Annotated in this window: 26 protein-coding genes; 15 read left to right on the forward strand and 11 right to left on the reverse strand. The window is 72.8% G+C overall.

Translation table 11 applies throughout. The features are described 5' to 3' along the window. Window positions 1–140 precede the first annotated feature (140 nt). The 5 genes from IF06_RS0115710 to IF06_RS0115730 all read left to right on the forward strand — a co-directional run bounded on the left by IF06_RS0115710 (window position 141) and on the right by IF06_RS0115730 (window position 6,949). A complete protein-coding gene (locus IF06_RS0115710; RefSeq protein ID WP_013288337.1) occupies window positions 141–797 on the forward strand; it encodes a hypothetical protein in 657 nt (218 codons plus the stop codon). A 138-nt stretch (window positions 798–935) separates the two neighbouring features. Then, window positions 936–1,877, forward strand: a complete 942-nt coding sequence (locus IF06_RS0115715; RefSeq protein WP_013288338.1) for an ABC transporter ATP-binding protein — start codon at window positions 936–938, stop codon at window positions 1,875–1,877. Further along, window positions 1,874–2,701, forward strand: a complete 828-nt coding sequence (locus tag IF06_RS0115720; RefSeq protein WP_013288339.1) for an ABC transporter permease — start codon at window positions 1,874–1,876, stop codon at window positions 2,699–2,701. The genes IF06_RS0115715 and IF06_RS0115720 overlap by 4 nt, the downstream gene beginning before the upstream one ends. A gap of 258 nt (window positions 2,702–2,959) precedes the next feature. Beyond that, on the forward strand, window positions 2,960–6,703 hold the full coding sequence (locus IF06_RS0115725; RefSeq protein WP_030271853.1) for a multifunctional oxoglutarate decarboxylase/oxoglutarate dehydrogenase thiamine pyrophosphate-binding subunit/dihydrolipoyllysine-residue succinyltransferase subunit: 3,744 nt from the start codon (window positions 2,960–2,962) through the stop codon (window positions 6,701–6,703). A 66-nt stretch (window positions 6,704–6,769) separates the two neighbouring features. Beyond that, window positions 6,770–6,949, forward strand: coding sequence for a DUF6104 family protein (locus tag IF06_RS0115730; protein ID WP_013288341.1), 180 nt, complete (start codon window positions 6,770–6,772; stop codon window positions 6,947–6,949). 35 nt (window positions 6,950–6,984) lie between these two features. Here the strand turns inward: IF06_RS0115730 and IF06_RS0115735 are convergent, their stop codons facing one another. Further along, window positions 6,985–9,333 (reverse strand): bifunctional polysaccharide deacetylase/glycosyltransferase family 2 protein, encoded by a 2,349-nt coding sequence (locus tag IF06_RS0115735; protein WP_030271855.1) that lies wholly within the window; start codon window positions 9,331–9,333, stop codon window positions 6,985–6,987. Continuing rightward, on the reverse strand, window positions 9,326–9,859 hold the full coding sequence (locus tag IF06_RS33935; RefSeq protein WP_176921721.1) for a hypothetical protein: 534 nt from the start codon (window positions 9,857–9,859) through the stop codon (window positions 9,326–9,328). The genes IF06_RS0115735 and IF06_RS33935 overlap by 8 nt, the downstream gene beginning before the upstream one ends. Before the next feature lie 93 nt (window positions 9,860–9,952). Here IF06_RS33935 and pta point away from each other — a divergent pair, with 93 nt between their 5' ends. Together pta and IF06_RS0115750 are read left to right on the forward strand one after the other, a co-directional pair. Next, complete coding sequence (gene pta, locus IF06_RS0115745; protein WP_085985949.1) at window positions 9,953–12,028, forward strand: phosphate acetyltransferase; 2,076 nt, start codon at window positions 9,953–9,955, stop codon at window positions 12,026–12,028. After that, window positions 12,025–13,137, forward strand: a complete 1,113-nt coding sequence (locus tag IF06_RS0115750) for an acetate/propionate family kinase (RefSeq protein WP_030271856.1) — start codon at window positions 12,025–12,027, stop codon at window positions 13,135–13,137. Before pta ends, IF06_RS0115750 begins: the two co-directional genes overlap by 4 nt. A 60-nt stretch (window positions 13,138–13,197) precedes the next feature. On the opposite strand, the gene IF06_RS33940 is transcribed toward IF06_RS0115750, so the two are convergent. Then, entirely contained in the window at window positions 13,198–13,371 is a 174-nt protein-coding gene (locus IF06_RS33940) for a hypothetical protein (RefSeq protein ID WP_013288346.1), read from the reverse strand. Between the two features lie 181 nt (window positions 13,372–13,552). Between IF06_RS33940 and IF06_RS0115760 the strand changes: the two genes are divergently transcribed. From IF06_RS0115760 to IF06_RS0115775, 3 genes are all read left to right on the forward strand, one after another. Next, entirely contained in the window at window positions 13,553–14,671 is a 1,119-nt protein-coding gene (locus tag IF06_RS0115760; protein ID WP_030271859.1) for an alpha/beta hydrolase family protein, read from the forward strand. Between the two features lie 166 nt (window positions 14,672–14,837). Further along, window positions 14,838–15,380 (forward strand): nucleotidyltransferase domain-containing protein, encoded by a 543-nt coding sequence (locus IF06_RS0115770; RefSeq protein ID WP_030271861.1) that lies wholly within the window; start codon window positions 14,838–14,840, stop codon window positions 15,378–15,380. A gap of 40 nt (window positions 15,381–15,420) precedes the next feature. Then, complete coding sequence (locus IF06_RS0115775) at window positions 15,421–16,386, forward strand: alpha/beta hydrolase family protein (RefSeq protein ID WP_030271863.1); 966 nt, start codon at window positions 15,421–15,423, stop codon at window positions 16,384–16,386. Between the two features lie 74 nt (window positions 16,387–16,460). Here the strand turns inward: IF06_RS0115775 and IF06_RS0115780 are convergent, their stop codons facing one another. The 3 genes from IF06_RS0115780 to IF06_RS0115790 form a co-directional block, all read right to left on the reverse strand. Continuing rightward, on the reverse strand, window positions 16,461–17,423 hold the full coding sequence (locus IF06_RS0115780; protein ID WP_030271865.1) for a zinc-binding dehydrogenase: 963 nt from the start codon (window positions 17,421–17,423) through the stop codon (window positions 16,461–16,463). 76 nt (window positions 17,424–17,499) lie between these two features. Next, window positions 17,500–18,675 (reverse strand): NAD(P)-dependent malic enzyme, encoded by a 1,176-nt coding sequence (locus IF06_RS0115785; protein ID WP_013288351.1) that lies wholly within the window; start codon window positions 18,673–18,675, stop codon window positions 17,500–17,502. Between the two features lie 157 nt (window positions 18,676–18,832). After that, entirely contained in the window at window positions 18,833–19,171 is a 339-nt protein-coding gene (locus IF06_RS0115790; protein WP_030271867.1) for a S26 family signal peptidase, read from the reverse strand. Between the two features lie 78 nt (window positions 19,172–19,249). Here IF06_RS0115790 and sodN point away from each other — a divergent pair, with 78 nt between their 5' ends. Genes sodN through IF06_RS0115805 form a run of 3 tightly spaced genes read left to right on the forward strand, consistent with a single transcriptional unit; the run spans window position 19,250 to window position 20,615 of the window. Continuing rightward, window positions 19,250–19,654, forward strand: coding sequence for a superoxide dismutase, Ni (gene sodN / locus IF06_RS0115795; RefSeq protein WP_013288353.1), 405 nt, complete (start codon window positions 19,250–19,252; stop codon window positions 19,652–19,654). Then, complete coding sequence (locus tag IF06_RS0115800; RefSeq protein ID WP_013288354.1) at window positions 19,651–20,175, forward strand: GNAT family N-acetyltransferase; 525 nt, start codon at window positions 19,651–19,653, stop codon at window positions 20,173–20,175. The genes sodN and IF06_RS0115800 overlap by 4 nt, the downstream gene beginning before the upstream one ends. Before the next feature lie 32 nt (window positions 20,176–20,207). Beyond that, window positions 20,208–20,615 (forward strand): ATP-binding protein, encoded by a 408-nt coding sequence (locus tag IF06_RS0115805; RefSeq protein ID WP_013288355.1) that lies wholly within the window; start codon window positions 20,208–20,210, stop codon window positions 20,613–20,615. A 95-nt stretch (window positions 20,616–20,710) separates the two neighbouring features. Here IF06_RS0115805 and IF06_RS0115810 read toward each other — a convergent pair whose 3' ends face one another. Continuing rightward, window positions 20,711–21,112, reverse strand: coding sequence for a hypothetical protein (locus IF06_RS0115810; protein WP_030271870.1), 402 nt, complete (start codon window positions 21,110–21,112; stop codon window positions 20,711–20,713). A gap of 43 nt (window positions 21,113–21,155) precedes the next feature. Between IF06_RS0115810 and IF06_RS0115815 the strand changes: the two genes are divergently transcribed. Both IF06_RS0115815 and IF06_RS0115820 read left to right on the forward strand, forming a co-directional pair. Beyond that, window positions 21,156–22,106, forward strand: coding sequence for a diacylglycerol/lipid kinase family protein (locus tag IF06_RS0115815; RefSeq protein ID WP_030271872.1), 951 nt, complete (start codon window positions 21,156–21,158; stop codon window positions 22,104–22,106). Between the two features lie 450 nt (window positions 22,107–22,556). After that, on the forward strand, window positions 22,557–22,814 hold the full coding sequence (locus IF06_RS0115820; RefSeq protein ID WP_013288358.1) for a WhiB family transcriptional regulator: 258 nt from the start codon (window positions 22,557–22,559) through the stop codon (window positions 22,812–22,814). A gap of 63 nt (window positions 22,815–22,877) precedes the next feature. Here IF06_RS0115820 and IF06_RS0115825 read toward each other — a convergent pair whose 3' ends face one another. The 4 genes from IF06_RS0115825 to IF06_RS0115840 are packed head-to-tail and all read right to left on the reverse strand — an operon-like array spanning window position 22,878 to window position 26,219. Continuing rightward, window positions 22,878–23,627, reverse strand: coding sequence for a sirohydrochlorin chelatase (locus tag IF06_RS0115825; RefSeq protein ID WP_030271875.1), 750 nt, complete (start codon window positions 23,625–23,627; stop codon window positions 22,878–22,880). Then, window positions 23,609–24,358 (reverse strand): phosphoadenylyl-sulfate reductase, encoded by a 750-nt coding sequence (locus IF06_RS0115830; protein WP_030271876.1) that lies wholly within the window; start codon window positions 24,356–24,358, stop codon window positions 23,609–23,611. Before IF06_RS0115830 ends, IF06_RS0115825 begins: the two co-directional genes overlap by 19 nt. Then, entirely contained in the window at window positions 24,355–24,513 is a 159-nt protein-coding gene (locus IF06_RS33945; protein ID WP_013288361.1) for a hypothetical protein, read from the reverse strand. Before IF06_RS33945 ends, IF06_RS0115830 begins: the two co-directional genes overlap by 4 nt. Further along, window positions 24,510–26,219, reverse strand: a complete 1,710-nt coding sequence (locus IF06_RS0115840; RefSeq protein WP_030271878.1) for a nitrite/sulfite reductase — start codon at window positions 26,217–26,219, stop codon at window positions 24,510–24,512. Before IF06_RS0115840 ends, IF06_RS33945 begins: the two co-directional genes overlap by 4 nt. Window positions 26,220–26,633 lie beyond the last annotated feature (414 nt).

Consider the following 26,633-nt stretch of genomic DNA (forward strand, 5'->3'; position numbering starts at 1 on the left):
GCGGGATGAGGGGTGTCGATCCGGTGAACGCCGGTCGGCGGCGGCGTGCGAACCGGGACGGCCGGGACGGGACCGACGTGTGCGAGGCTGCCGGGCGGACCGCCCGCGACGGCGCCGGCGGAGGGGAACCGGAGGTGCACATGCTGGTCGAGGCCCGCTTCCAGGGGCCGGACGGCTCCGGCAACGGCGGCTGGAGCGCCGGGATCTTCGCCGCGCTGATCGACGACCGGGGCCCGGTGGAGGTCACGTTGCGCCGGCCGCCGCCGCTGGACACGCCGCTGACCGCCGCCGACGGCGAGGTACGCGATCCGGACGGACACCTGATCGCCCAGGTACGCCGGGTCGAACCGGTCGACGCGGTGGTGCCGCCGGTGGACCGGGCGACGGCGGCCGACGCCGCGCGGGCGTACCCCGGTCTGGTCGACCACCCCTTCCCCCGCTGCTACGTCTGCGGCCCGGCGAACCCGGACGGGTTGCGGATCTTCCCCGGGCGGCTGCCGGACGGGCGGACCGCCGCGCCGTTCCGCGCGCCGGCCGACGTGGTGCCCGCGACTGTGTGGGCGGCGCTGGACTGCCCGGGTGGCTGGGCGGTGCTCGCGCCCGGCCGGCCGTACGTGCTGGGGCGGATCGCCGCGCAGGTCACGGCGCTGCCACGGCCCGGCGACGAGTGCGTGGTGACGGGCCTCGCGGTCGGCGGTGAGGGACGCAAGGCCGAGGTGCACACCAGCCTGTACGGTTCGGACGGCGCGCTGCTCGGCCGCGCCCGGGCCACCTGGGTGGCGCTGCCGACCCGGTGATCTCCTCCCTGAGGAGGACGGCGCGTACGCGTCCCGCCTGATTGACCCCCTTGCGCCGGGTTGGAAGGCTGTTGCCGGGTGCCCCCGCAACGGCGCCCCCACCGGCGCGCGACGAGCCCGCCGGGGCAGGAGAGGAGAATGATGTCCGACGGGCAGCCACGCCCCAGTGCCGGGACCGGCCAGATCATCGTGTCCGGCCTGACCAAGCAATACAAGACCGTCCGCGCGGTGGACAACCTGTCGTTCACGGTCGAGCCGGGCCGGGTCACCGGCTTCCTCGGCCCCAACGGCGCCGGTAAGACGACCACGCTGCGCATGCTGCTCAACCTGGTGACGCCGAGCGCCGGCACGGCCACCATCGGCGGCAGCAGGTACGCCGACCTGCCCGATCCGCTGCGTACGGTCGGCGCGGTGCTGGAGGCGTCCAGCGCGCACAAGGGCCGCACCGGCATCAACCACCTGCGGGTGATCTGCGCTGCGGCGGGCCTGCCGAAGGAGCGCGCCGACGAGGCGCTCGCCCTGGTCGGGCTCTCGCCCGCCGCCAAGCGCAAGTTCAAGGGCTACTCGCTCGGCATGAAGCAGCGGCTCGGCATCGCCGCCGCGATGCTCGGCAACCCGCAGGTGCTGATCCTGGACGAGCCGGCCAACGGCCTGGACCCGGAGGGCATCCGCTGGATGCGCGGCTTCCTCAAGGGGCTGGCCGCCGAGGGACGGACGGTGCTGGTCTCCAGCCACCTGCTCTCCGAGATGCAGCTGCTCGCCGACGACGTGGTGATCATCGCGGCCGGCAAGCTGGTCCGGCAGGGCCCGGTCGACCAGGTGATGGCGTCGATGACGCACGACGTGCGGGTGCGGGTGCGCACCCCGCAGGCCGACGAACTGACCGCGGCGCTGCGCGAGCAGTCGGCCGTCGTCGACACCGACCCGCACGGCGCGCTGCTGGTGACCGGCGTGGACGCGCCGGCTGTGGGCCGCGTCGCGCTGGCCGCCAAGGTCGAGCTGCACGAGCTGACCACCGAGCGCCCCGACCTCGAAGGGGTCTTCCTGGAGCTGACGGCCGGAAAGGCGGAGATCCGATGACGCTTGTCCGATCCGAACTGCTCAAGATCCGTACCACCAGCACCTGGTGGATCTTCGGGCTGATCAGCCTGGCGCTGTGGGCGCTCACGCTGTTCTTCAACTGGTTGCAGACCGAGGCGCTGGCCGGCGGGGACTTCGGCGAGGTGCCGGCCGACCAGTCCGACCAGTTGCAGGCCATCTCGGCCGCCGACAACCTGGCGGCCAACCTCTACACGAACGGCCAGTTCTTCGGGCTGCTCATCGTGCTGCTGCTGGGCATCGTGGTGGTGACCAGCGAGTTCTTCCACCAGACGGTGACCACCACGTTCCTCACCGCGCCGCACCGCACCGCTGTGATGCTGGCCAAGCTGGCCGCGGCCGGCGTGCTGGCGCTGCTGTTCTGGCTCGTCACCACGGTGCTGAACCTGGTCACCGCGCCGCTGATCCTCAGCTCGGTGGACGTCGGCTCGCAGCTCGGCAGCGGCGCCGTGTGGCGGGCGATCGCGCTCAACGGCCTGGCGTACCTGCTGTGGTCGGTGCTCGGCGTCGGGCTCGGCGTGCTGATCCGCAGCCAGATCGGCGCCACCGTGACCGGCATCCTGTTCTACCTGGGCGGCGCGATCGGCGCGGTCATCGTCCTCAGCCTCCTCGCGGCGCGGTACGGCGACTGGATCAACAAGCTCCAGCTGCTGGTCCCGTCGCTGGCCTCCGGGCTCATGGTCGGCGGTGACACGGACATCCCTGGTAACCCGCCGCAGTGGGCCGGCGCCCTGGTGCTGATCGGGTACGCGGTGGTGGCCGGCGCGATCGGCGTGGCCACGATCCGCAAGCGCGACATCTCCTGACCTCGCGTCGGGGACGGACCCCGGTCGGTGACGGACGTCATCGGCCGGGGTCTCGCTCGTCTAGCAGGAGTCGGCGGATCACGCAGCGTTTGCCGAACTTCTGGCATCTTCTGTGAAACGGACCACCAGCCGGAGGCGAGAATGCCTGCGCGCAGCGCACGGCGTAGCCTTGGCATCGGTTTACCCAGCGTCGGCAACCGGGGGTCACCGGGGGCCACCGTGACATTCACAACCGCGTGAAAGAGGCGATTAGCGGCCGTGTCGACCCAGCAGACTTCGCAGGAGAACCCACTGGCGGGTTTCGGCCCGAACGAGTGGATCGTCGAGGAGATGTACCAGCGCTACCTCGCCGACCCCTCGAGCGTCGATTCGGCCTGGCACGACTTCTTCGCCGACTACCGGCCGGCCCCGGGCGCCGCCACACCGCGCCCGGACGGGCAGGCCAAGCCGGCCGCGAAGCCGGAGCCGGCCGAGCAGCAGGAGGCGGTGGCGACCGTCACCGCGCAGCCCGCCAAGACCGAGCCGAAGGCCACCCCCAAGGCCGCGCCCGCTCCGGCCAGGCCCGCCGCCAAGCCGGCGGCGAAGGCGCCCGAGCCGGCCAAGAAGTCCGCCCCGGCCAAGCCGGCCGCCAAGGCGCCGACCGCGAGCGCCGCGGGCACCACGCCGCTGCGCGGCGTCGCCGCCAAGATCGTGCAGAACATGGACGCGTCGCTCGCCGTCCCGACCGCCACGAGCGTGCGCGCCGTCCCGGCCAAGCTGCTCGTCGACAACCGCATCGTGATCAACAACCACCTGACCCGCGGTCGCGGTGGCAAGGTCAGCTTCACCCACCTGATCGGGTACGCGCTCGTCCGCGCGGTCGTCGAGCACCCGGAGATGAACAACTCCTTCGCCGAGGTCGACGGCAAGCCGGCGATGGTCCGCCCGGAGCACGTCAACCTGGGCATCGCGATCGACCTGGTCAAGCCGGACGGCTCGCGCAACCTGGTGGTGCCGTCCATCAAGGGCTGCGAGCAGATGGACTTCCGGCAGTTCTGGCAGGCGTACGAGGACGTGGTCCGGCGCGCCCGCCGCAACGAGCTGACCATGGAGGACTACTCCGGCACCACGATCTCGCTCACCAACCCGGGCGGCATCGGCACGGTGCACTCGATCCCGCGCCTGATGCAGGGGCAGAGCGCCATCATCGGCGTCGGCGCGATGGAATACCCGGCCCCCTACCAGGGCATGAGCGAGGCCACCCTGGCCGAGAACGCGGTCAGCAAGGTCATCACGCTGACCAGCACGTACGACCACCGGATCATCCAGGGCGCGCAGTCCGGCGAGTTCCTCAAGGTCATGCACGAGCTGCTGCTGGGCGAGCGCGGCTTCTACGACGACATCTTCACCTCGCTGCGGATCCCGTACGAGCCGGTGCGCTGGATGCGCGACGTGGCCGTCGACAGCGAAGGCCAGATCAACAAGACCGCTCGGGTGCACGAGCTGATCCACGCGTACCGGGTGCGCGGCCACCTGATGGCCGACACCGACCCGCTGGAGTTCAAGATCCGTAAGCACCCGGACCTGGACGTGCTCCAGCACGGGCTCACGCTCTGGGACCTCGACCGCGTCTTCCCGGTCAACGGCTTCGCCGGCCAGCAGCGGATGAAGCTGCGGTCGATCCTCGGCGTGCTGCGCGACTCGTACTGCCGCCGGGTCGGCATCGAGTACATGCACATCCAGGACCCGGAGGAGCGGCGCTGGATCCAGGAGCGGGTCGAGCGCAAGTACGAGAAGCCCAGCTCCGACGAGCAGAAGCACGTGCTGAACCGGCTCAACGCCGCCGAGGCGTTCGAGACGTTCCTCCAGACCAAGTACGTCGGCCAGAAGCGCTTCTCGCTGGAGGGCGGCGAGTCGCTGATCCCGCTGCTCGGCGAGGTGCTGGAGTGCTCCGCCGAGGCCGGGCTGGACGAGGTCGTCATCGGCATGGCCCACCGCGGCCGGCTCAACGTGCTGGCGAACATCGTCGGCAAGCCGTACGAGAAGATCTTCTCCGAGTTCGAGGGGCACCTCGACCCGCGGTCCACGCAGGGCTCGGGCGACGTGAAGTACCACCTCGGCCAGAACGGCAAGTTCACCACCCCGGACGGCGAGCACGCGGTCAAGGTGTCGGTGGTGGCGAACCCGTCGCACCTGGAGGCCGTGGACCCGGTGCTGGAGGGCATCGTCCGGGCCAAGCAGGACCGCATCGACCTCAAGCTGGAGGGCTACACCGTGCTGCCACTGGCGGTGCACGGTGACGCCGCCTTCGCCGGCCAGGGCGTTGTGGCCGAGACGCTCAACCTGTCCCAGCTGCGCGGCTACCGCACCGGCGGCACCGTGCACGTGGTCGTCAACAACCAGGTCGGCTTCACCACCGCCCCGGAGTACAGCCGGTCCAGCCTCTACAGCACCGACGTGGCCCGGATGATCCAGGCGCCGATCTTCCACGTGAACGGCGACGACCCGGAGGCCGTGGTCCGGGTGGCCCGGCTCGCGTTCGAGTACCGGCAGGCGTTCAACAAGGACGTCGTGATCGACATGGTCTGCTACCGCCGGCGCGGGCACAACGAGGGCGACGACCCGTCGATGTCCAACCCGGAGATGTACAAGATCATCGACTCGAAGCGGTCCGTCCGGAAGCTCTACACCGAGGAGCTGATCGGGCGCGGCGACATCACCGTGGAGGACGCGGAGGAGCTGCTGCGCGACTACCAGGGGCAGCTTGAGCGGGTCTTCAAGGCCACCCGGGACGCCGCGACCACCCCGCGTCAGCTCAGCCGCCCGGCGCGGGAGGAGGAGCCGGAGCCGCAGGTCGACACCGCCACCGACGCCGCAGTGGTCAAGGCGATCGGCGAGGCGCACGTCAACCTGCCGGAGGGCTTCACCCCGCACAAGCGGATCCAGCAGCTGCTGGAGCGGCGCCGCAAGATGTCCGTCGAGGGCGGCATCGACTGGGGCTTCGCCGAGATCATCGCGTTCGGCACGCTGCTGCACGACGGGGTCACCGTCCGGCTCGCCGGGCAGGACTCGCGCCGCGGCACGTTCGTCCAGCGGCACGCCTCGGTGGTCGACGCCAAGACCGGCGAGGACTACCTGCCGCTGAAGTCGCTCACCGCCGACGGCGAGCGGTCGCGCTTCTTCGTCCACGACTCGCTGCTCTCCGAGTACGCGGCCATGGGCTTCGAGTACGGCTACTCGGTGGAGAACATCAACGCGCTGGTGGCCTGGGAGGCCCAGTTCGGTGACTTCGTCAACGGCGCCCAGTCGGTGATCGACGAGTTCATCTCCTCCGGCGAGGTGAAGTGGGGCCAGCGCTCCGCGGTGACCCTGCTGCTGCCGCACGGCCACGAGGGCCAGGGCCCGGACCACACCTCCGGCCGCCCGGAGCGGTTCCTCCAGCTCTGCGCCGAGGACAACATGCGGGTGGCCATCCCGACCACCCCGGCGAACTACTTCCATCTGCTGCGCCGCCAGGCCCTGTCGCCCAAGCGCAAGCCGCTGGTGGTGTTCACGCCGAAGTCGCTGCTGCGGCACAAGCTCTGCGTGTCGCCGGTGGAGGACTTCACCACCGGGACGTTCCAGCCGGTGCTGGCCGACACCGCGGCTCCGGCGCCGGAGCAGGTGAAGCGGGTGCTGCTCTGCTCGGGCAAGGTCTACTACGACCTGTTCCAGGCCCGGCAGGAGCGGGGCGTCACCGACACCGCGATCCTCCGGATGGAGCAGCTCTACCCGCTGCCCGTCGAGGAGGTCCGGGCCGCGCTGGCGCAGTACCCGAACGCCGAGGACTTCGCCTGGGTCCAGGAGGAGCCGGCCAACCAGGGCGCCTGGTCGTTCGTCGCGCTCAACCTGCTGGAGCACCTGCCCGAGGTCCGGCTGCGCCGCATCTCCCGCCCGGCCGCCGCCGCCCCGGCGGTCGGCTCGGCGAAGATGCACGAGGTCGAGCAGAACGCGCTGATCGAGGCGGCTCTCCCCCGCCCGTGACATCACCGGCAGCGGCCCGTCCCGACCCGGGGCGGGCCGCTGCCGTACGACGACGAGAGGAACACCGTGTACTTCACCGACCGTGGCATCGAGGAGCTGGTCGAGCGCCGTGGCGACGAGCAGGTCAGCATGGAGTGGCTGGGCGAGCGGCTGCGTGACTTCATCGATCTGAACCCGGAGTTCGAGACCCCGATCGAGCGGTTCGCCACCTGGCTGGCCCGCCTCGACGACCCGGACGACGACTGACCGGGCGACGGACCGACGCGCCGCGCGGCCGGGTCTCAGCCGGTCGCGCCCCGCCCGGCGACCCGGAGGTCTCCGGTACGCCGCAGCTTCTGCCAGCCGAGCCGGCCGCCCGTCAGCGCGGTGCCGACGGCCTGGAGCAGCACCAGGTACATCACCTGCCGGTAGACGAACTGCTGCAACGGCAGCACCCAGAGCACGCCGAGCTTCTCCCGGTCCAGCCGGAAGGCGAGCACCGCGGTGAGGAACTGGAGCGCGAGCATCGCCAGCCAGGCCACCACTGTGTCGCTGCGATCCAGGAAGATCAGCCCGTAGATCGCGAGCAGGTCGATCACCGGGGCGGCCAGCGGCAGCAGCACACCGAACAGCGTCAGGAACGACAGGCACCGGCGGCCGAACCGGCCCGACCGGCCGCTGTCGATCACCGAGCGCCGGTGCTTCCACATCGCCTGGAGGGTGCCGTAGCTCCACCGGTACCGCTGCTTCCACAGCTGGCCGACGGTGGTCGGGGCCTCGGTCCAGGCGCGGGCGCTCTCCTCGTACACGATGTGCCAGCCGGCCCGGCCGAGGGCGATGGTGACGTCGGTGTCCTCGGCCAGCGTGTCGTCGGTCATGCCGCCCACCTGCTCCAGCGCCTGGCGCCGGAACGCGCCGATCGCACCCGGGACGGTGGGCATGCAGCGCAGCGTCTCGTAGAGGCGGCGGTCGAGGTTGAAGCCGATGACGTACTCGATGTGCTGCCACTTGGCGATCAGGCCGCGGCGGTTGCCGACCTTGACGTTGCCGGCGACCACGCCGACCCGGGGGTCGGCGAACGGCCGAACCAGCCGGCGCACCGAGTCCGGCTCGAAGATCGTGTCGCCGTCGACCATGACGATCAGGTCGTGCCGGGCCAGCGCGACACCCGTGTTCAGCGCACTCGGCTTGCCGCCGTTGGGCTTGCGCACGACCCGGACGTTCGGCAGGCGCAGCGCCGCGACGATGTCGGCGGTGCCGTCGGTCGAGCCGTCGTCGACCACCACCACCTCGATGCCGCCGGGGTGGTCGCCCAGGGCCAGCGAGCGGACCGCCGCGGCGATGCCTTCCCGCTCGTTGTACGCGGGCACGATCACCGAGACCGGTTCGGTGACCGGCGGCCCCCAGGACCAGTCGCGGCGACGGCGGCGGGCCGCGTGCCGTGGTGCCATGACGAACAGCAGCAGGGTCCGGCCGACGGTGAGCACCCCGACGAGCACGAAGAAGACGCCGAGCATCCCGAACATGCCGTCTGCCACGCGTACCGCGCCGACCAGCACGTGTCCCCGCCACCGCTCGTCGAGCGGGGCCGCCGTCTGCCCGCCGACCGGGCCTGATACGCCTGCCGCCGCGAACGTCTGGTTGAGCCCTTCGCTGACCGTGGTGAAGCGGTAGCCGCGCTCCAGCATCATCGGGATGTACCGGTCCAGCGCGGCCACGGTGCCGGACCGGTCGCCGCCCGCGTCGTGCCAGAGCGCGATCGTGCCGGCCGTCCCGTCCGGCGTGGCGTTGGCGACCATCTCCTCGACCGACGGAAGCTCCCAGTCCCGGCTGTCGACGTCGTTGACCACTGTGAGGTAGCCCAGTTCGCCGGCCTGCCGCAGCATCGGCCAGTCCCGGTCGGTGTAGGCGTCCGCGCGGGACGAGTACGGGAACCGCAGCAGCGACGGCCGGACGCCTGTGGTGCTGGCGACGGCGAGCTGCGTCTGTGCGTACTCCAGTTCCCGCCGCCAGTCCGGCAGCGCGGCGAGGTCGGGATGGGTGAACGTGTGCACGCCCAGCTCGTGTCCCTCGGCCACCAGCCGGCGGGTCACCTCCGGGTTGCGGACGACCTGTGAGCCGATGACGAAGAAGGTGCCCTTCACCTGGTACTTGTCCAGGACGCGCAGCACCTCCGGCGTCCACCGCGGGTCGGGCCCGTCGTCGAAGGTGAGCGCGACGGTACGCGGCGGCAGCCGGTGCGACTGGGTCCGGCCCTCCGCGCCGACGTTGACGATCGGGCCGCCCCCGATGACCGAGCTGGGGACCTCCCGCTGGCTGCCGGGCGTCACCCGGTTGTCGGGCACGAACGCGGCGTTCGTGTACGCCTCGACGACCAGCAGACCGGCCAGGACGACCACGACCATGGTGACCAGGGCCCAGCTCGGCCGGGGCAGCAGACGCCGCCCACGGGACCGGCGCGCGCCGGGGATCTGCCGCGCGCCGGGGATCTGCCGCGCGCCGGGGGTCTGCCGGACGTCCAGCACGACTGTGGACGCGTCGTCCGGCCGCCGCCCGGCCCGGTGCCGGCGGGCGGCGTGCACGCGGCGCGGGTCCAGTGGGGCGGTGGGCTGGTCACCTGTCGACGGGCGGGCGGGCGCCTCGTCACTCATCGGCGGGATCGGCCGGCGCGACGGGGTCGGCGGGCGGGTCGACGACCGGCGGTGGATCGACAGCGGGTGGCGGCGGCACCTCGGCAGTGGGGGCGGTGGGCGGCGCGGTGGTGGCCGCCGGGGTGGTCCGCGGCACGGTCGGGGCGGTCCGGGTCGGCCGTGGGTACCGAGGGCTCGGCGAGGCCGTGGCGGCGGGGGCGACGGAGGTGGCCGGCACCCGCACCGGAGCGGTCCGGACGTCGGCGGGCGCGTCCGGCGTGGGACGGGTCACAGCGGGCGCGGGCGACGCCGGCGGGTTCGGCGAGGGCAGCCGCTGCTCGCTGGTCGGCTCGACGAACGGGATGACGCTGTCCGGGGTGATCGGCCCGCCGGCGAAGCTGACCCCGACCATGACCGTGTAGACCACACCCGCCGCGCCGGCGCAGTAGGCGAGACGGCGCAGCCGCCGGCGTCGCCGTCCGCTCGGGTCGACGAAGACGGGGGGCGATTCCGGTACGACGGGAATCAGTGCGGTCGGGCCATCCACGCGGCAAGTGTAGATGCGAAAAAGTCCCGCCTTCTCCCCTGGCTAGCCGGTGTGACCAGGCAGAACGGGCAGCACTGACCTCGATCTTGTAGGTTGGGTGCCGTGGCGCGCAGCGTGTACCTGACCGGCGTTGGTTCGGGCGGGGGAAAATCGACAGTGGCGCTCGGCCTGGCCGAGTTGTTGTCCCGCCAGGTGGAACGGATAGGTGCGTTCCGGCCGCTCGTCGCCGGTGACGGCACCGACCCGATCCTCGCCCTGCTCACCGAGCGCTACCGGATGGAACTGCCGGTCGACGAGCTGTACGGCGCCACGTACGCCGAGGCGAGCGCGCTCGTCGCGGACGGCCGCCGGGAGGAGCTCATCTCCCGGATCGTCACCCGCTACCGGGAGGTCGAGCGGCGCTGCCCGGCGATAGTGGTGGTCGGCAGCGACTTCGCCTACGGCGACGGCACCGGCCCCCGTGAACTGGCCTTCAACGCCCGGCTGGCGACCGAGTTCGGCAGCGTCGTGGTGCCCGTCGTGGACGGGTTCGGGCAGACGCCCGACACGATCGCGGCGGCGCTGCGCGGCGCGTACCACGATCTGGCCGACCTCGGCGCGACGGTGATCGCGGCGCTGGCCAACCGCGTGCCGGAGCCGATGACGCTGCCCGAGCTGCCGGTGCCCGCGTACGCGATCCCCGAGGTGCCGACCGTGTCGGCACCGACGGTGGCCGAGGTGGCGGCGGCGCTGCACGGCACGGTGCTCACCGGCGACGAGACCGCACTCGACCGCGACGTGCTCGACTACGTGGTGGGGGCGGCGCACGTGCCGACGCTGCTGGACCACCTCACCGACGGGGCGCTGGTGATCACCCCGGGCGACCGCGCGGACCTGCTGGTGGCCGCCGGCGCCGCGCACGTGGCCGGGCAGGTGTCGCTGGCCGGGCTGGTGCTCACGCTCGGCGAGCAGCCCGATCCGCGGGCCATGCGCCTGGTCGAGCGGATGAACACCGGGCTCCCCGTGCTGTCGGTGCCGAGCGACAGCTACGACACGGTGGCCGCGTCCAGCCGGATCGAGGGCCGCCCCAGCACCGCCAACCCGCGCAAGGTCGAGGCCGCGCTCGGCGCGTTCGAACGCTGCGTGGACACCGACGACCTGGCCCGCCGGCTGCGGGTCAGCCGGTCCGCGCGGGTCACCCCGCTGATGTTCGAGAACGATCTGATCGACAGGGCCCGCGCCCGGCGCCGCCGGCTGGTGCTGCCCGAGGGCGCGGACGAGCGGATCCTGCGCGCGACCGAGGTGCTGCTGCGCCGGGGCGTCGCCGAGATCACCCTGCTCGGCCGCCCGGACGAGATCGCCCGGCGGACCCGGGAGCTGGGCGTCGACCTCGGTGACGCCCAGGTCGTCGACCCGGTGACCAGCCCGTGGCGGGACGAGTTCGCGCAGGCGTACGCGCAGTTGCGCGCCCACCGCGGCGTCACCGTGGAGCTGGCGCACGACATCGTGGCGCAGCCCAACTACTTCGGCACGATGATGGTGCAGACCGGCCACGCCGACGGCATGGTCTCCGGCGCCACCCACACCACAGCCGCCACCATCCGCCCGGCCTTCGAGATCATCCGGACCGTGCCCGGCGTCTCCGTCGCCTCCAGCGTCTTCTTCATGCTGCTCGCCGACCGGGTGCTGGTCTACGGCGACTGCGCCGTCAACCCCGACCCGGACGCCGACCAGCTCGCCGACATCGCCATCTCGTCGGCCGACACGGCGGCCCGGTTCGGCATCGAGCCGCGGGTGGCGATGCTGTCGTACTCCACCGGCAGCTCCGGCGCCGGCGCCGACGTGGAGAAGGTCGCGGCGGCCACCAAGCTGGTCCGGGAACGCCGGCCGGACCTGCTGGTCGAGGGCCCGATCCAGTACGACGCCGCGATCGACCCGCAGGTGGCGGCCACCAAGCTGCCGGACAGCCCGGTCGCGGGGCGGGCCACGGTGTTCATCTTCCCGGACCTGAACACGGGCAACAACACGTACAAGGCGGTGCAGCGGTCGGCCGGAGCGGTGGCGGTCGGGCCGGTCATGCAGGGCCTGCGGCGGCCGGTGAACGACCTGTCCCGCGGCGCCACAGTGCCGGACATCGTCAACACGGTGGCGATCACCGCCATCCAGGCCGCCGCGGAGGCGTCGGAATGAGCCGCATCCTGGTCCTCAACAGCGGATCCTCGTCGGTCAAGTACCGGCTGTACGACGGCGACGACGTCCTGGACAAGGGCACGGTCGAACGGATCGGCGAACCCGGCGGCGGGCCGGCCGACCACGAGAGCGCGGTCCGGGAGATCATCGGCCGGCTCGACCTGACCGGGCTGACCGGCGTCGGCCACCGGGTGGTGCACGGCGGGCGGAAGTTCAGCGCGCCGGTACGCATCGACGACGCGGTCGTCGCCGCGATCGAGGATCTGGTGCCGCTCGCGCCGCTGCACAACCCGGCCAACCTCGCCGGCATCCGGGTGGCCCGGGAGGCGCTGCCGGACGTCCCGCAGGTGGCCGTCTTCGACACCGCGTTCCACCACACGCTGCCCGAGGCCGCCGCCACGTACGCGATCGACAAGGCCATCGCCGAGCGGTACGGGGTGCGCCGCTACGGCTTCCACGGCACCTCGCACGCGTACGTCTCGCGTCGCGTCGCCGACCTGCTCGACCGCCCGTACGACCAGCTCAACACGATCACGCTGCATCTGGGCAACGGGGCTAGCGCGTGCGCCGTCCAGGGTGGGCGCAGCGTGGCCACCTCGATGGGCATGTCCCCGCTGGAGGGCCTGGTGATGGGCACCCGCAGCGGCGACCTCGACCCGACAGTCATCTTCCACCTGCGCCGCGAGGGCGGCATGGTGGTGGACGACATCGACGACCTGCTCAACCACCGCAGCGGCCTGCTCGGGCTGACCGGCGTCAACGACATGCGCGAGGTGCTGGCCCGCCGCGACGCCGGTGACCCGGACGCGACGCTCGCGTTCGACGTCTACTGCCGCCGCATCACCGGTTACGTCGGCGCGTACTACGCGCTGCTCGGCCGGGTCGACGCGATCGCGTTCACCGCCGGGGTGGGCGAGCACGCCGCGCCGGTACGGGCGGCGTCGCTGGCCGGGCTGGAGCGGCTCGGTGTCGCCGTCGACCCGGCGCGCAACGACGGCCACGGCGACCGGATCGTCTCCCCCGAAGGCGCGGAGGTGGCGGTGCTCGTGGTCGGCACCGACGAGGAGCGGGAGATCGCCCGCGAGACCCGCGAGGTGCTCGGCGTCTGACCGCCCGGCCCTCCGCGCGGCCGGGCCGGGTCAGCCACGGTCAGCCCGGGTCAGCTCGGGTCAGCCCAGGGCGATCCAGGCGACCAGGGCGACCACCACGACGGCGGCGACGGCCACGCCGGCGATCAGCGGCAGGCGGGACGGCGCCGACGCCGACGCGGCCGGCTCGGGAGAATCGACGAAAGCGCGGAACTGCGCGGTGTTGCCACTCGGGTCGGTGTAGTTCTCAGCCATGCGGCTGACCCTAGCGAAGCCGACCGGACCGGAATGTCCCGCCGGGCCGCCACCTGCGGATCCGGGTGGCGGGATCGGGCAAACCCGGCCACCCGGTGGAGGCGGGAGCCGCCCGGGTGGCGGCACCGACCGGCCCGGACGGCGGGCGCGGGCCGACCGCTCGGCTGCCTACCGTGCAGGTGTGAGGGGGCAGCGGCTGGTCGCCGCGCTGATGACGGCGCTGCTGGCCGGTTGCGGCCCGGCCGTGGCCACGCCCGACCCGGTCCCGGCCGCCGTCGGGCCCGCGCCGGAGCGCCCGTACTCGGTCGGGATGCGACAGTTCACGCTCGACCCGGACGGCAGGCGGCCGCTGCCGGTCACCGTCTGGTACCCGGCGCAACCACCGTCTCCCGCACGGCCGCACACGGCCGGCCCCGGCCCGACTGGTTCCGGCTCGGCCGGCCCTGGCTCGGCCGGTCCTCCTTCGGTCGGCCCTGGCTCGGCAGGTGCCGATCAGGCGCCGGTCCTGCCGGGCCCGCGCGGGCCGCGCGCTTCCTCCCTGCCGTCCGTCGTCGCGGCTCCCTCCGGACGCGCCACACCGGCGAGCCCCGGACCGCGTGTGCGGCCGGGTGCGCCGTTCGCGGCCGGACGCTTCCCGGTGGTCCTCTACAGCCACGGGCTGCGCAGCCTGCCCGCCCTGCACGCCGCGCTGACCACCCGCTGGGCCGCCGCCGGGTTCGTGGTGGTCGCACCCACCTATCCGCGTACGAACCAGCGCGCCCGCGCCTACACCCGCGACGACGTGCGCAACCAGCCCGCCGACGCCTGGCGATTGATCCGTCATCTGGTCCGGCTGGGCGCCCGCCACGGGGATCCGCTCGGCGCGCACATGGCCGTGGACCGGTTCGCCGCCGCCGGGCACTCGGCCGGCGGGCACACCACGCTCGGCATGTTCGCCTCCGGGCAGCCGTCCCCGGTACGGGCCGGAATCGTGATCGCCGGTGGCCGGATGGTCGCCGGGCTCTCCCGCCCACTCGCACCGATGCTGTTCGTGCACGGGAGCGCCGACCGGATCGTGCCGGAGTCGATCGGCCGGGCCGCGTACGCCCGCTGCCTCGGGCCGGCCGCCTTCCTGAGCCTCACCGGCCAGGGCCACGGCGAGTACCTGACGCCGGGACGGCCCGGCTTCGCCCAGGTGCTCGCCACCACCACCGACTTCCTGCGCTGGACGCTCTACGCCGACCGCGCCGCCCTGCACCGCCTCCCCACCGACGCGACAGCGCCCGGCACCACCCTCACCACCCGCGCCCTCCCCACCTGAAGCGTCCCGCCTCCCCCCTCCCCCCTCCCACCCTCCCCCTTGTCCCGTCGATCATGAAGTTGACGGCGTCCGCTGTCCGGTTTGTCGCCGCCAACTTCATGATCGACCGGGTCTGGGCGGGGGTGAGGGTCTGGGCGGGCAGCGGGGTCCGGGCGGGGTGGGTAGCGTGCGCGGGGTGGACGGGGTGGCGGGCCGGCAGCTGAGGGCCATTCGGGAGGTCGTCGACGTCGCGGGCGCGTGCGGGATCGACGTGTGGCTGCGCGGGGGCTGGGCGATGGACTTCCACCTCGGCGAGGTGACCCGTCCGCATGTCGACGTCGACTGGTACTGCTGGCGGCGCGACGCCGAGACGCTGGCCGACCGGCTCGGCGCGCTCGGCTGGCGCCCCGACCCCCGGATGCCCGCCACGACGCAACTCGACCTGCTGCGCGACGACGTCGAGCTGAGCTTCGCGTACCTCGACCGGGACGCGGACGGCCGGGTCGTCGTCGGCGCCGGACCGTGGGCGGGCACCGCCCTGCCGGAAGGCATGCTGGCCGGGCCGCCCGGCCGGATCGGCACGCTCGCGGCACCGGTGATCAGCGTCGCCGCGCAGATCGAGTTCAAGGAGATGTTCCCGGTCTGGATGCCGGAACGCCAGCGCCGGGCCAAGGACGCCGCCGACCTGGCTCGTCTCCGGGCGTCAGCGGGCGGTCACCCGCCGCGCTGACCGGGCCTGGTAGCCGCGATCGCGAGGCACAATCGAGTTCATGCGCCGTCGTCCCGCCGCCCTGATCACCGCCGCCGTGCTCGGCGCCGCCCTCACCGGCTGCTCGGAGCAGCCCACCGCCCCGGCCGGGCGGCCCGCCCCCGACGCCCCACCGACCAGTGCCACGCCGGCGCCGCGCGTACCCGCCGGCAAGGCGCCCACGGAGAGCTTCGCGGTCGGCGTACGCCAGGTGAAGCTGAACCGCGACGGCGACCGGCCGTTGCCGGTGACGCTCTGGTACCCGGCGGCGGGCGCGGCCGGTGGCGCGGTCGAACGTTCCGCCCCGGCGGCGGACGGGCGGTTCCCGGTGGTGCTGTTCAGCCACGGGCTCAGCGCCCGGCCGGAGGACTACCAGGCGCTGCTGACCCGCTGGGCGGCGGCCGGGTTCGTCATCGCCGCGCCGCGTTTCCCGCACACCTCCCGGGGCACCGACGGCAACCCGCTGGACGTGCTCAACCAGCCGGCCGACGTGTCGTACGTGCTGACGCGCGTGCTCGCGCTCGGCGAGAAGGCGGGCGATCCGCTGCGCGGCCGGCTGGACCCGGAGCGGGCGGCCGCGACCGGGCACAGCGCCGGTGGCGTGACCACGATCGGGCTGTTCACCGCGGGCCGGGACGAGCGGCTGGACGCGGGCATCGTCTTCGCCGGCACCGCGCTCGGTGTGGGCACCGCGTTCGCCGGTGCCGCCGCGCCGCAGCTGTTCGTGCACGGCGAGGCCGACGAGGTGGTGTCGTACGCCGCCGGCAAGGCCGTGTACGACGTGGTGCCGTGGCCGAAGGCGATGCTCAGCCTGCCGAAGGGTGACCACGGCCGGGCGCTGCTCGGCGACGGCAAGGCGCTGGGCGTGGTCGCCGACACCACTGTCGAGTTCCTCCGCTGGACGCTCTACGGCGACCCGGCGGCGAAGAAGCGCCTCCCGGCCGACGCCGCCCGGGGCAACCTGGCCACCCTCGACGACCGCCTGTAAGGAAGGGCCCCTTCTTAACGTCTCCGGTAGAGAAGGGGCCCCTTCTTAACAAGCCGCGCCGGCCGCGCGGCGCGTCAGGCGGTGTGGTCGACGACCACCTTGCCGAAGACCTCACCGGAGTGCAGCCGGGCGAACGCCTCGGAGATCTCGCTGAACGGCACCACCCGGTCGACCACCGGGCGCACCTCGTGCTCGGCGCAGAACGCGAGCAGCTCGGTCAGCTCGTCCGGGGTGCCCATCGAGGTGCCGAGGATCTCCAGCTGCATGGCGAAGACCCGGCGCAGGTTGATCTTCGGCTCGTGCCCGGAGGTGGCGCCGGAGACCACGATCCGGGCCGTCGGGGCGGCCGACTTCAGCGAGTGGTCGAAGGTGGCCGCGCCGACCGTCTCGATCACCACGTCGACCCGTTCCGGCAGCCGTGCGCCGGGCTCCAGCGCGGTCGCACCCAGCTCGGCGATCCGCTCCCGCTTGGCGGCGTCGCGGCTGGTCGCGTACACCCGCTTGCCGAGCGCGACGCCGAGCGCGACAGCCGCGGTGGCCACGCCACCGCCGGCGCCCTGGACCAGCACCGACTCGCCGTCGGCGACCCGGCCCTTGGTGGTCAGCATCCGCCAGGCGGTGAGCCAGGCCGTGGGCAGGCACGCCGCGTCGGTCGCCGTCAGGCCGTCGGGCAGCGGCAGCAGGTTCATCCGGGGTACGGCGACACGCTCGGCGAACGTGCCCTGGTAGTGCTCGGAGAGGATGGAGACCCCGCGCGGGTCACCGGGGGTGGGCACCACCGGGTAGATGACCACCTCGTTGCCGTCCGGGTCAGTGCCGACCGCGTCGCAGCCCAGGATCATCGGGAGCTGGCCGGCGGTCAGGCCCACGCCGCGCAGCGACCAGAGGTCGTGGTGGTTGAGCGAGCTGGCCCGGACCTGCACGGTGACCCAGTCGTCCTGCGGGTGGGTCGGCTCGGGACGGTCGCCGACGGCGAGCGCGGCGAGCGGGTTGTCGGCGTCGAAGGCCGAGGCATAGGCAGCACGCATGATCGGCACGGTAACAAGCTGAGCAGCAGTTAAGAAGGGGCCCTTCCTCTACCGGAGGCGTTAGGAAGGGCCCCTTCCTTACATCTCAGCGGCGGGCGACCCCGTCGCGGCGGGCGGCCTCCGCGACCGCCTCGGCCACCGCCGGTGCGACGCGCGGGTCCAGCGGCGACGGCACGATCGCATCGGCGGTCAGCGACTCGGCCACCACGCCCGCGATGGCGTCGGCGGCGGCCACCTTCATCGAGTCGGTGATCCGGGTGGCCCCGGCGTCCAGCGCGCCCCGGAACACACCCGGGAACGCGAGCACGTTGTTGATCTGGTTCGGGTAGTCGCTGCGCCCGGTGGCGACCACCGCCACGTGCCGGGCGGCCACCTCGGGGTGCACCTCCGGGGTGGGGTTGGCCAGCGCGAACACGATGCCGCCGGGGGCCATGCCGGCCACCGCCGCCTCCGGGATCTGGCCGCCGGAGACGCCCACGAGCACGTCCGCGTCGCGCAGCGCCTCGGTGATGTCGCCCTGGCGGCCCTCGGCGTTGGTGAGCTCGGCCAGTTCGGCCTTGGTGCCGGTCAGCTCGCGGTGCCGGCCGATGATGCCGCGCGAGTCGCACACCACCACCCGGTCCGGGTCGACGCCGCCGGCGATCAGCATCTTGGTGACCGCCACCCCGGCCGCGCCCGCGCCGCTGACCGCCACCCGCAGGTCACCGAGCTTGCGGTTGAGCAGCGCCGCGGCGTTGCGCAGCGCGGCGAGCACCACGATCGCGGTGCCGTGCTGGTCGTCGTGGAAGACCGGGATGTCCAGCGCCTCGTCGAGCCGGCGCTCCACCTCGAAGCAGCGCGGGGCGCTGATGTCCTCCAGGTTGATCCCGCCGAACGAGGGCGCGAGCGCCTTGACCGTCGCCACGATCTCGTCCACGTCCTGGGTGTCCAGGCAGACCGGCACCGCGTCCACGCCGGCGAACTGCTTGAACAGCACCGCCTTGCCCTCCATCACGGGCAGCGCGGCGCGCGGGCCGATGTTGCCGAGACCGAGTACGGCGGAACCGTCGGTGACCACGGCGACGGTGTGCGACACCCAGGTGTAGGTGTCGACGAGCGCGGGGTCGGCGGCGATCGCCTCGCACACCCGGGCGACACCCGGGGTGTACGCGAGGGAGAGGTCCTCGCGGCTGGTCAGCGGCACTGTGGAGGCGACTGCCATCTTGCCGCCGACGTGCAGGCGGAAGACGGGATCGGCGGGGTCCGGGGTGGACGAAGACATGGTGACTCCAGGATCTGTCGAGCAGACGGACCGGCCGGCGTGGTCAGCGGTGGTCAGCGACCGGCGGCGCGGCGGTGCGGGGGTCACCCGGGCACTTTTCGAGCATAGTCACGCTTCGGCACCCAGTATGTGAGCGGGGTCATATCCGCTCCGGTCGTTACCGTCCCCTGACCCGTCCCGGACGCGGCCACCAGCGGGCCACCACCCGGCCCCGGACGTCGGCCACGCCGTACGCGCGGGAGTCGTCGGCGACGAACTCGTTGTCGCCGCGCAACCACCATCCGCCGTCGCGGGGTTCCACCGCCCGCTTGACGACGAGCAGGTCGGGACGGCTGCGGAACACGGCGACGACCACGTCGCCGGGGCGTACCGGCCGGCCTCTCGTGCGGACCAGCACCGCGTCGCCGTGACGCAGCGTCGGGGCCATGGACGGGCCGGTCACCAGCACCGGCACCAGCGGGCCGCGCAGGGCCGGAGGTTCACCGGTGGGCGCCATGTCACCTCCCAGCCCCGGAGGGCGTCTCCAGGAGTAATGTCGTCTTGGATCATCGCAAACAACCCATGGAGGACCCTGATGCGCCTTCCCCGCATCCTCACGCCCCGGGTGACGGCCAGCGCTCACTGCGACCTGCCCTGCGGCGTATACGACCCGGCCCAGGCCCGGATCGAGGCCGAGTCGGTCAAAATGATCTGCGAGAAGTACCAGGCCAACACCGACCCGGAGTTCCGCACCCGCGCCATCCTGATCAAGGAGCAGCGGGCGGAGCTGGTCAAGCACCACCTGTGGGTGCTCTGGACCGACTACTTCAAGGCGCCGCACTTCGAGAAGTACCCGCACCTGCACCAGCTGTTCAACGAGGCCACCAAGCTGGCCGGCGCGGCCGGCGCCAAGGGCGGCACCGACCCGGCCAAGGCCGACGAGCTGCTGGCGAAGATCGACGAGATCTCGAAGATCTTCTGGGAGACCAAGCAGGCGTGACGTCGCCCGACGGCACTCCGACGATCCGGCCGGTACGTCCCGAGGACGTACCGGCCGTCGTCGCCATGGTGCACGAACTCGCCGAGTACGAGCGCGCGCCCGAGCAGTGCCACCTCACCACGGCACAGCTCGACGCGGCGCTGTTCGGCCCGTCCCCGGCGCTGTACGGCCACGTCGCCGTCGATGCGTCGGACCAGCCGGTCGGCTTCGCGCTCTGGTTCCTCAACTTCTCCACCTGGGCCGGCGTGCACGGCATCTACCTGGAGGACCTCTACGTCCGCCCGGACGCCCGGGGCACCGGCGCGGGCCGGATGCTGCTCGCCACGCTGGCCGCGATCTGCGTGGAGCGCGGCTACCAGCGGCTGGAGTGGTGGATGATCCACTGGAACCCGGCGGCCCGCTTCTACGCCGCGATCGGTGCCACGCCGATGGACGAGTGGACGCCGTACCGCCTGGCCGGGCCGGCGTTGCACGAGCTAGCGACGCACGCGACGGCCGCGCCCACGCGCCCCGCCCGCTGACCGGGTAGAGTCCCGCACCGGGGGGAGGAGCCGTGACTCAACTGACCGGGCACCCGACGACCGATGACGACGTCGTCCACCTCACCGTGCCCGCCGACGGTGGTTACCTCGGCGTGCTCCGCACCGCCACGGCCGGCCTCGCGGCCCGGCTCCAGTTCGCCCTCGACGAGATCGAGGATCTGCGCATCGCCGTCGACGAGGCGTGCGCCATGCTGCTCGCCATCGCCACCCGCGACGCCGAGCTGGAGTGCCGGTTCGCGGTGACCGACGACGCCCTCACAGTCGAGGTGACGGTGCCGACGGTCCGGGGCGCCACGCTGCCGTCCGAGTCGTCGTTCGCCTGGAAGGTGCTGACCGCGCTGACCACCGGGGCGAACGCCCACGCATCAGGCGGCCGGGCCACCATCTCGCTGCTGACCCGCCGCGCCGGCGGCTTCTGACCGACGCGCGGCCACGGCCCGGCGGCGGCCACGGCCCGGCTGCGCCCCAGGCCCGGCTGCGGTCCAGAACGGGCCGCGTCAAGACCGGGCGGCGCTCAGCCGGCCGACTCGCCGAATCCCAGCGCGCGGTTGGTCGGACCGCTCACCAGCAGCCCGACCATGCCGATCCCGAGCGCCATCAGCGGCACCCCGAGCCAGCCCATGCCGCCCTCGATCATGAACCAGCCGACCGGCAGCAGCATGAGCTGGAGCACGATCGCCGGCGCGCGGGCACCGGCTCGGCGGCGGGACAGCGCGCCGCCGAGCGCCCAGAGCGCCACCGCACCGCCGACGGCGAAGACGGTCACCAGCAGCGCCGAGGTCAGATCCGTCGTGTCGGCGGTGAGGTCGGACCAGATGAGCCACACCGCGATCAGCCCCAGCGCCACCGCCTGGGCACGTAGCAGGAGCACCGCGGCGCGCAGCGTGCCGGGGAGCGGGTCGGAGTCGATCGTCACGGGCGCCACGATACCGGTGGGTAGTCGCGGTACAGTGCCGCCCATGCGGGCCGTCCTGGTGGTCAATCCGAAGGCCACCACCACCAGCGAGCGCAGCCGGGACGTGCTGGTCCGGGCGTTGCGCAGTGAAGTCGACCTGTCGGTGCGCTACACCCGCCGACGGGGCCACGCCACGGACCTGGCCCGGGAGGCCGCCCAGGAGGGCGTCGACCTGGTCGTCACGCTCGGCGGTGACGGCACCGTCAACGAGGTGGTGAACGGCCTGATGGCGGCGGAGCCGCCGACGTTCCGTACCGGACAGACCTCGGCCGAGCGGCTGCCCGCGCTGGCCACCGTGCCGGGCGGTTCGACGAACGTGTTCGCCCGCGCGCTCGGGCTGCCCCGGGAGTGGCCGGACGGCACCAGCATGATCCTGGAAGGGCTGCGACTGGGCCGGTCCCGCACGATCGGGCTGGGCCGTGCGGACGACCGCTACTTCACGTTCTGCGCCGGCTTCGGGCTGGACGCGGCCGTCATCCGCCGGGTGGAGCAGGCCCGCAAGAAGGGGCGCGTCTCCACCCCGGCGCTCTACTTCCGTTCCACAGCGAGTCAGTACTTCGTCGGCTCGGACCGCCGCCACCCGTCGATCACGCTGGAGCGCCCGGGTGAGGCGCCCGCGACGGAGTTGGCCACGGCGATCATCCAGAACACCGCGCCGTGGACGTACCTGGGCGACCGCGAGATCAACCCGAACCCGGAGGCGTCGTTCGATCTCGGGCTCGACGTGCTCGCGTTGCGGCGGCTGCGGGTCGCCAGCACGGCCCGTACGGCGGTGCAGTTCTTCTCGAAGCAACCGGATCCGCACGGCAAGCAGGTGTTGCGGCTGCACGACGTGGCGGAGTTCACGCTGGTCTCGGACCGGCCGTTGCCGTTCCAGCTGGACGGGGACTACCTCGGCGAGCGGGAGAAAGTCCGATTCACATCCGTACCGGCCGCACTGAGAGTAATCTGCTAGGTCTCGGGTATCCCAGTCGGTTGACGCGGACCGCCCGCCGCGCGGGCGCGGTGGCCGCCACGCCGAGGAAGGGTGCCGGAAATGTCAGCAACGTCACGCAGACCGTACTACATTGATTATCGACTGTGGCACGCCGGGTAACCAGGGCTCTGGCAAACCCGGACAAATGGGTGGTGAGCCCGCTCACTGTTCGGAGTTTTTCCGAGCGTCACCCTTGACATCGCTGTAGTTCGTGAAAGTATTCACAAGCGAACTCGTGTTGCCGGGACATTGCCTGGATATGCTCGTTCGGTTGAGCTGTTCCAGCAGGTCCGGGCACCCCACAGCCTGCTCACGCTGCGCCGAATTGATGGATGCTGACCGTCACCATTCGGCAATGCGGACGCCTATAGAAATAGCAACAACGAAGCGTTATCTGGCCACCCACTAAGAATGAGGAGTGTTGCCGCCATGGACTGGCGCCACGATTCGGTCTGCCGCGACGAGGACCCGGAGCTGTTCTTCCCGATCGGGACGTCCGGCCCGGCCCTCCTTCAGGTGGAGCAGGCGAAGGCCGTCTGCCGGCGCTGCCCCGTGACCGACCAGTGCCTGCAGTGGGCGCTGGAGTCCGGTCAGGACGCCGGCGTCTGGGGTGGGATGAGCGAAGAGGAGCGTCGCGCGGTGAAGCGCCGCGGCGGCCTCCGGGTGTTGCGCGCTCACTCCGCCTGACCCGTACACGCTGACCGCCCCGGCCGGGATTCCGGCCGGGGCGTTCTGCTGTCCCGGACCGGGTCAGCCCGTCACCGCCTCCACCCGCCGCCGGACCAGGTCCGCCAGCTCCGGCAGGTCGGTCAGGGGGTCCGCCACCGCCACCGCGCCGGCCGACCGGGCCGACGCGCGTACCCCGTCGTGGAACCGGCCCGGCGCCAGGAAGTAGGCGGCCACCGCGACCCGGCGGGCGCCCGCGGCGCGCAGTCGCGTGACCGCGCCGCCGACCTCCGGGGGCGCCGCCGAGGCGTACGAGACGCGGCAGGGCACTCCGAGCCCGGCGCCGAACGCCGCGGCGACCCGGCCCACCGAGGCGCGCGCCGCCGGATCCCGGGTACCGGCCGCCGCCAGCACCACCGCGTCCAGACCACCCGGCCCGTCACCGGTCGCCTCCGCCAGACGGCGGCGCAGCCCGTCCAGCAGCCCGCCGTCCACCCCGCCACCGGTCGGCCCCAGCACATCCGTCACCCGTACCTCGATGTCCGCGCCGGCCGCCGCGACCGCCGCCGGGATGTCCACCTTCCGGTGGTACGCGGCGGTCAGCAGCAGCGGCACCAGGACCGCCCGGGAGTGACCGGCGTCGGCCAGCCCGCGCAGCACCTCGGCCGGCCCGGGATCGGTGTGATCGAGCCAGCTCGGCAGCACCGGACGGCCGGGGCAGGTGTCCGCCACGGCCCGGGCCAGCGCCCGGGTCGCCTCCGCCGCACGCGGGTCACGGCTGCCGTGCGCCACCAGCACCACCGGCGGCCCGGCGCTCAGGTGTGCAGGCCGCACTCGGTCTTCTCGAACATCGCCCAGCGCCCGGCACGCGGGTCCTCCCCCGCCTTCGTCCGCCGGGTGCACGGCCAGCAGCCGATCGAGCCGTAGCCGCGGGCGAACAGCTCGTTGACCGGGATGTCGTACCGGGCCACGTAGGCGTCCACCTCCCGCTGCGTCCAGGCCGCTATCGGGTTCACCTTGACCTTGCCGCGCCGCGCGTCGAAGCCCACCACCGGCGTGTTCGCCCGGGTCGGCGACTCGTCCCGGCGCAGCCCGGCGGCCCAGGCGTCGTACCTGGACAGCGCCCGCTCCAGCGGCTCCACCTTGCGCAGCTGGCAGCAGTCGTCCGGGGACCTGTTGAACAGGCGCGGACCGTACTGGCCGTCCTGCTGCCCCACAGTCATCCGCGGCCGGATGGAGCGCACCCGCACCGGCATCCGCCGGGCCACCTCGTCGCGGACGCGCAGCGTCTCCGGGAAGTGCAGGCCGGTGTCCAGGAACACCACGTCGACGCCGGGCGCGACCCGGGAGACCAGGTGCGCCACCACGCCGTCGGCCATCGAGCTGGTCACGCAGAACCGCTCGCCGAACGTCTCCACCGCCCACCGGGCGATCTCGATCGCGGGCGCGTCGGCCAGCTCCCGGCCGGCCTCCTCGGCCAGCGCGCGCAGCTCCTCCGGGTCGCGGCGCGTCGGCTCGGCCGCGCCGATCAGGCCGAGGCCGGCGGCGGAGACGAGGCCGCTCACCGGGTCACCGCCCGGCTCAGCAGGCCGGTGAACTTCACCGCGAAGACCCGCGCGCAGGCGTGGCACTCCCAGGCGCCGTGCCCGGCCTCGTGCGGTCGCAGGTCCTCCTCGCCGCAGTACGGGCAGTAGAGAGGCGCAGATCGGGCATCGCTCATCGGAGCTCCTCCTCGTCGACTCTGATCACCCAGTTGGCGAACGTCTCACCCTCGGTCCGGCCGGCCAGGTAGCGGCGGGCGAGCCGTTCCACGTACTCCGGAAGCTCCTCGGCGGTGGTCTTCAGACCGCGCAGCTTGCGGCCGAAGCCGGCGGTCTGCCCCTGCGCCATGCCGAGGCCGCCGCCGAGGTGCACCTGGAAGCCCTCGACCTGCCGGCCGTCCGGGCCGACCACGAGCTGGCCCTTGAGCCCGATGTCGGCGACCTGGGTGCGGGCGCAGGCGTTCGGGCAGCCGTTGAGGTGGATGGAGATGTCCGCGTCGAAGTCGCGCAGCCGCTCCTCCAGGCGGGCGACCAGCTCCTCACCGCGCCGCTTGGTCTCGACGATGGCGAGCTTGCAGAACTCGATGCCGGTGCAGGCCATCGTGCCGCGCCGCCAGGCCGACGGCCGGGCCTCCAGGCCGATCCCGCGCAGCGCCGCGACCAGCGAGTCGGTCCGCTCCGGCGCCACGTCCAGCACGAGCAGCTTCTGGTACGGCGTGAGCCGCACCCGGTCGCTGCCGTGCGCCTCGACCACGTCGGCGAGCTGCGCCAGCTGCGTGCCGGACACCCGGCCCACCACCGGGGCCGCGCCCACGTAGTTCGCGCCGTCACTCTGCCGGTGCACGCCGATGTGGTCGACCGGCTTCGCCGGCAGGTCGGCGGCCGGACCGTCGAGCAGCGTGCGGCCCAGGTACTCCTTCTCCAGCACCTCCCGGAAGCGCTCCACGCCCCAGTCGGCGACCAGGAACTTCAGCCGGGCCCGGTTGCGCAGCCGACGGTAGCCGTAGTCGCGGAAGATGCCGACCACACCGGCCCACACGTCCGGTACCTCGTTCAGCGGCACCCAGACGCCGAGCCGCTTGGCGAGCATCGGGTTGGTGGAGAGCCCGCCGCCGACCCACACGTCGAACCCGGGCCCGTGCTCCGGGTGCTCCACGCCGAGGAACGCGATGTCGTTCGCCTCGTACGGCGTGTCGACCAGCCAGGAGATCGAGGTCTTGAACTTGCGGGGCAGGTTGGAGTACGCCTTGTCGCCGACGTACCGGCGGACGATCTCGTCGATCGCCGGCGTCGGGTCGAGCACCTCGTCGCGGGCCACCCCGGCGACCGGGCTGCCCAGCACGATCCGGGGGCAGTCGCCGCACGCCTCGGTGGTCTGCAGGCCGACCGCCTCCAGCCGGCGCCAGATCTCCGGCATGTCCTCGACCCGGATCCAGTGGTACTGGATGTTCTGCCGGTCGGTGATGTCGGCGGTGTCCCGGGCGAACTCGCGGGAGATGTCCGCGATCACGCGGAGCTGGGCCAGGTTGAGCTGGCCGCCGTCCACCCGGACCCGGAGCATGAAGAACTCGTCCTCCAGCTCGTGCGGCTCCAGCACCGCGGTACGCCCGCCGTCGATGCCGGCCTTGCGCTGGGTGTAGAGGCCCCACCAGCGGAACCGGCCGCGCAGGTCCTGCGGGTCGATCGAGGCGAAACCGTTGTGGGCGTAGATGTTCTCGATCCGGTCCCGCACGTTCAGCGGGTCGTCGTCCTTCTTGATCCGCTCGTTGGGGTTGAGCGGCTCACGGTGTCCGAGCGCCCACTGCCCCTCGCCGCGTGGCCGGCGGGGCGCACGGGCGGCAGGCGCCGGGGTGTCGGGACGGGTCGGGGTGCTGCTGACCGCCATCGCGGCGTCCTCCATGGTCTGCTGCGGTGCCTGGAGCGCGGACGCGGCGGCCGGCCCTGGAGAGGGCCGTGGACGGCGATGTCGATGACGGCCGGCGCGAGTACGCGCCCGAGACGGAAAGGTCGGGCGTCGTCAGTGGGCCGGACAGATCGCGCTGCGCACGCGGCCGTAATCGACGTGGCGACGAGCCACGAAGCGGCGGACGACAGCGGCGGTCATGTGCCTCATGCTGCCACACCACGCCCCGCACGACCACAGCTCCGCACTGTGATCCCACATCACGGGCCCACCACCCCCACATCGACCCCCATCCCCCTCCCCGGGGCCGGCCGCCGCGTCCGCGCTCCAGGCACCGCAGCAGACCATGGAGGACGCCGCGATGGCGGTCAGCAGCACCCCGACCCGTCCCGACAC

This window comes from Micromonospora globosa (assembly GCF_000717585.1).
Taxonomy (GTDB): Bacteria; Actinomycetota; Actinomycetes; order Mycobacteriales; family Micromonosporaceae; genus Micromonospora; species Micromonospora aurantiaca.

Coding starts and splice junctions, on each gene's coding strand:
- IF06_RS0115790 (WP_030271867.1), bottom strand. CDS start 19,171: ATGGCGCCCACCGGTGAACCTCCGGCCCTGCGCGGCCCGCTGGTGCCG.
- IF06_RS0115750 (WP_030271856.1), top strand. CDS start 12,025: ATGAGCCGCATCCTGGTCCTCAACAGCGGATCCTCGTCGGTCAAGTAC.
- IF06_RS0115775 (WP_030271863.1), top strand. CDS start 15,421: ATGCGCCGTCGTCCCGCCGCCCTGATCACCGCCGCCGTGCTCGGCGCC.
- sodN (WP_013288353.1), top strand. CDS start 19,250: ATGCGCCTTCCCCGCATCCTCACGCCCCGGGTGACGGCCAGCGCTCAC.
- IF06_RS33945 (WP_013288361.1), bottom strand. CDS start 24,513: ATGAGCGATGCCCGATCTGCGCCTCTCTACTGCCCGTACTGCGGCGAG.
- IF06_RS0115710 (WP_013288337.1), top strand. CDS start 141: ATGCTGGTCGAGGCCCGCTTCCAGGGGCCGGACGGCTCCGGCAACGGC.
- IF06_RS33940 (WP_013288346.1), bottom strand. CDS start 13,371: ATGGCTGAGAACTACACCGACCCGAGTGGCAACACCGCGCAGTTCCGC.
- IF06_RS0115715 (WP_013288338.1), top strand. CDS start 936: ATGATGTCCGACGGGCAGCCACGCCCCAGTGCCGGGACCGGCCAGATC.
- IF06_RS0115720 (WP_013288339.1), top strand. CDS start 1,874: ATGACGCTTGTCCGATCCGAACTGCTCAAGATCCGTACCACCAGCACC.
- IF06_RS0115820 (WP_013288358.1), top strand. CDS start 22,557: ATGGACTGGCGCCACGATTCGGTCTGCCGCGACGAGGACCCGGAGCTG.
- IF06_RS0115785 (WP_013288351.1), bottom strand. CDS start 18,675: ATGTCTTCGTCCACCCCGGACCCCGCCGATCCCGTCTTCCGCCTGCAC.
- IF06_RS0115735 (WP_030271855.1), bottom strand. CDS start 9,333: ATGAGTGACGAGGCGCCCGCCCGCCCGTCGACAGGTGACCAGCCCACC.
- IF06_RS0115815 (WP_030271872.1), top strand. CDS start 21,156: ATGCGGGCCGTCCTGGTGGTCAATCCGAAGGCCACCACCACCAGCGAG.
- IF06_RS0115840 (WP_030271878.1), bottom strand. CDS start 26,219: ATGGCGGTCAGCAGCACCCCGACCCGTCCCGACACCCCGGCGCCTGCC.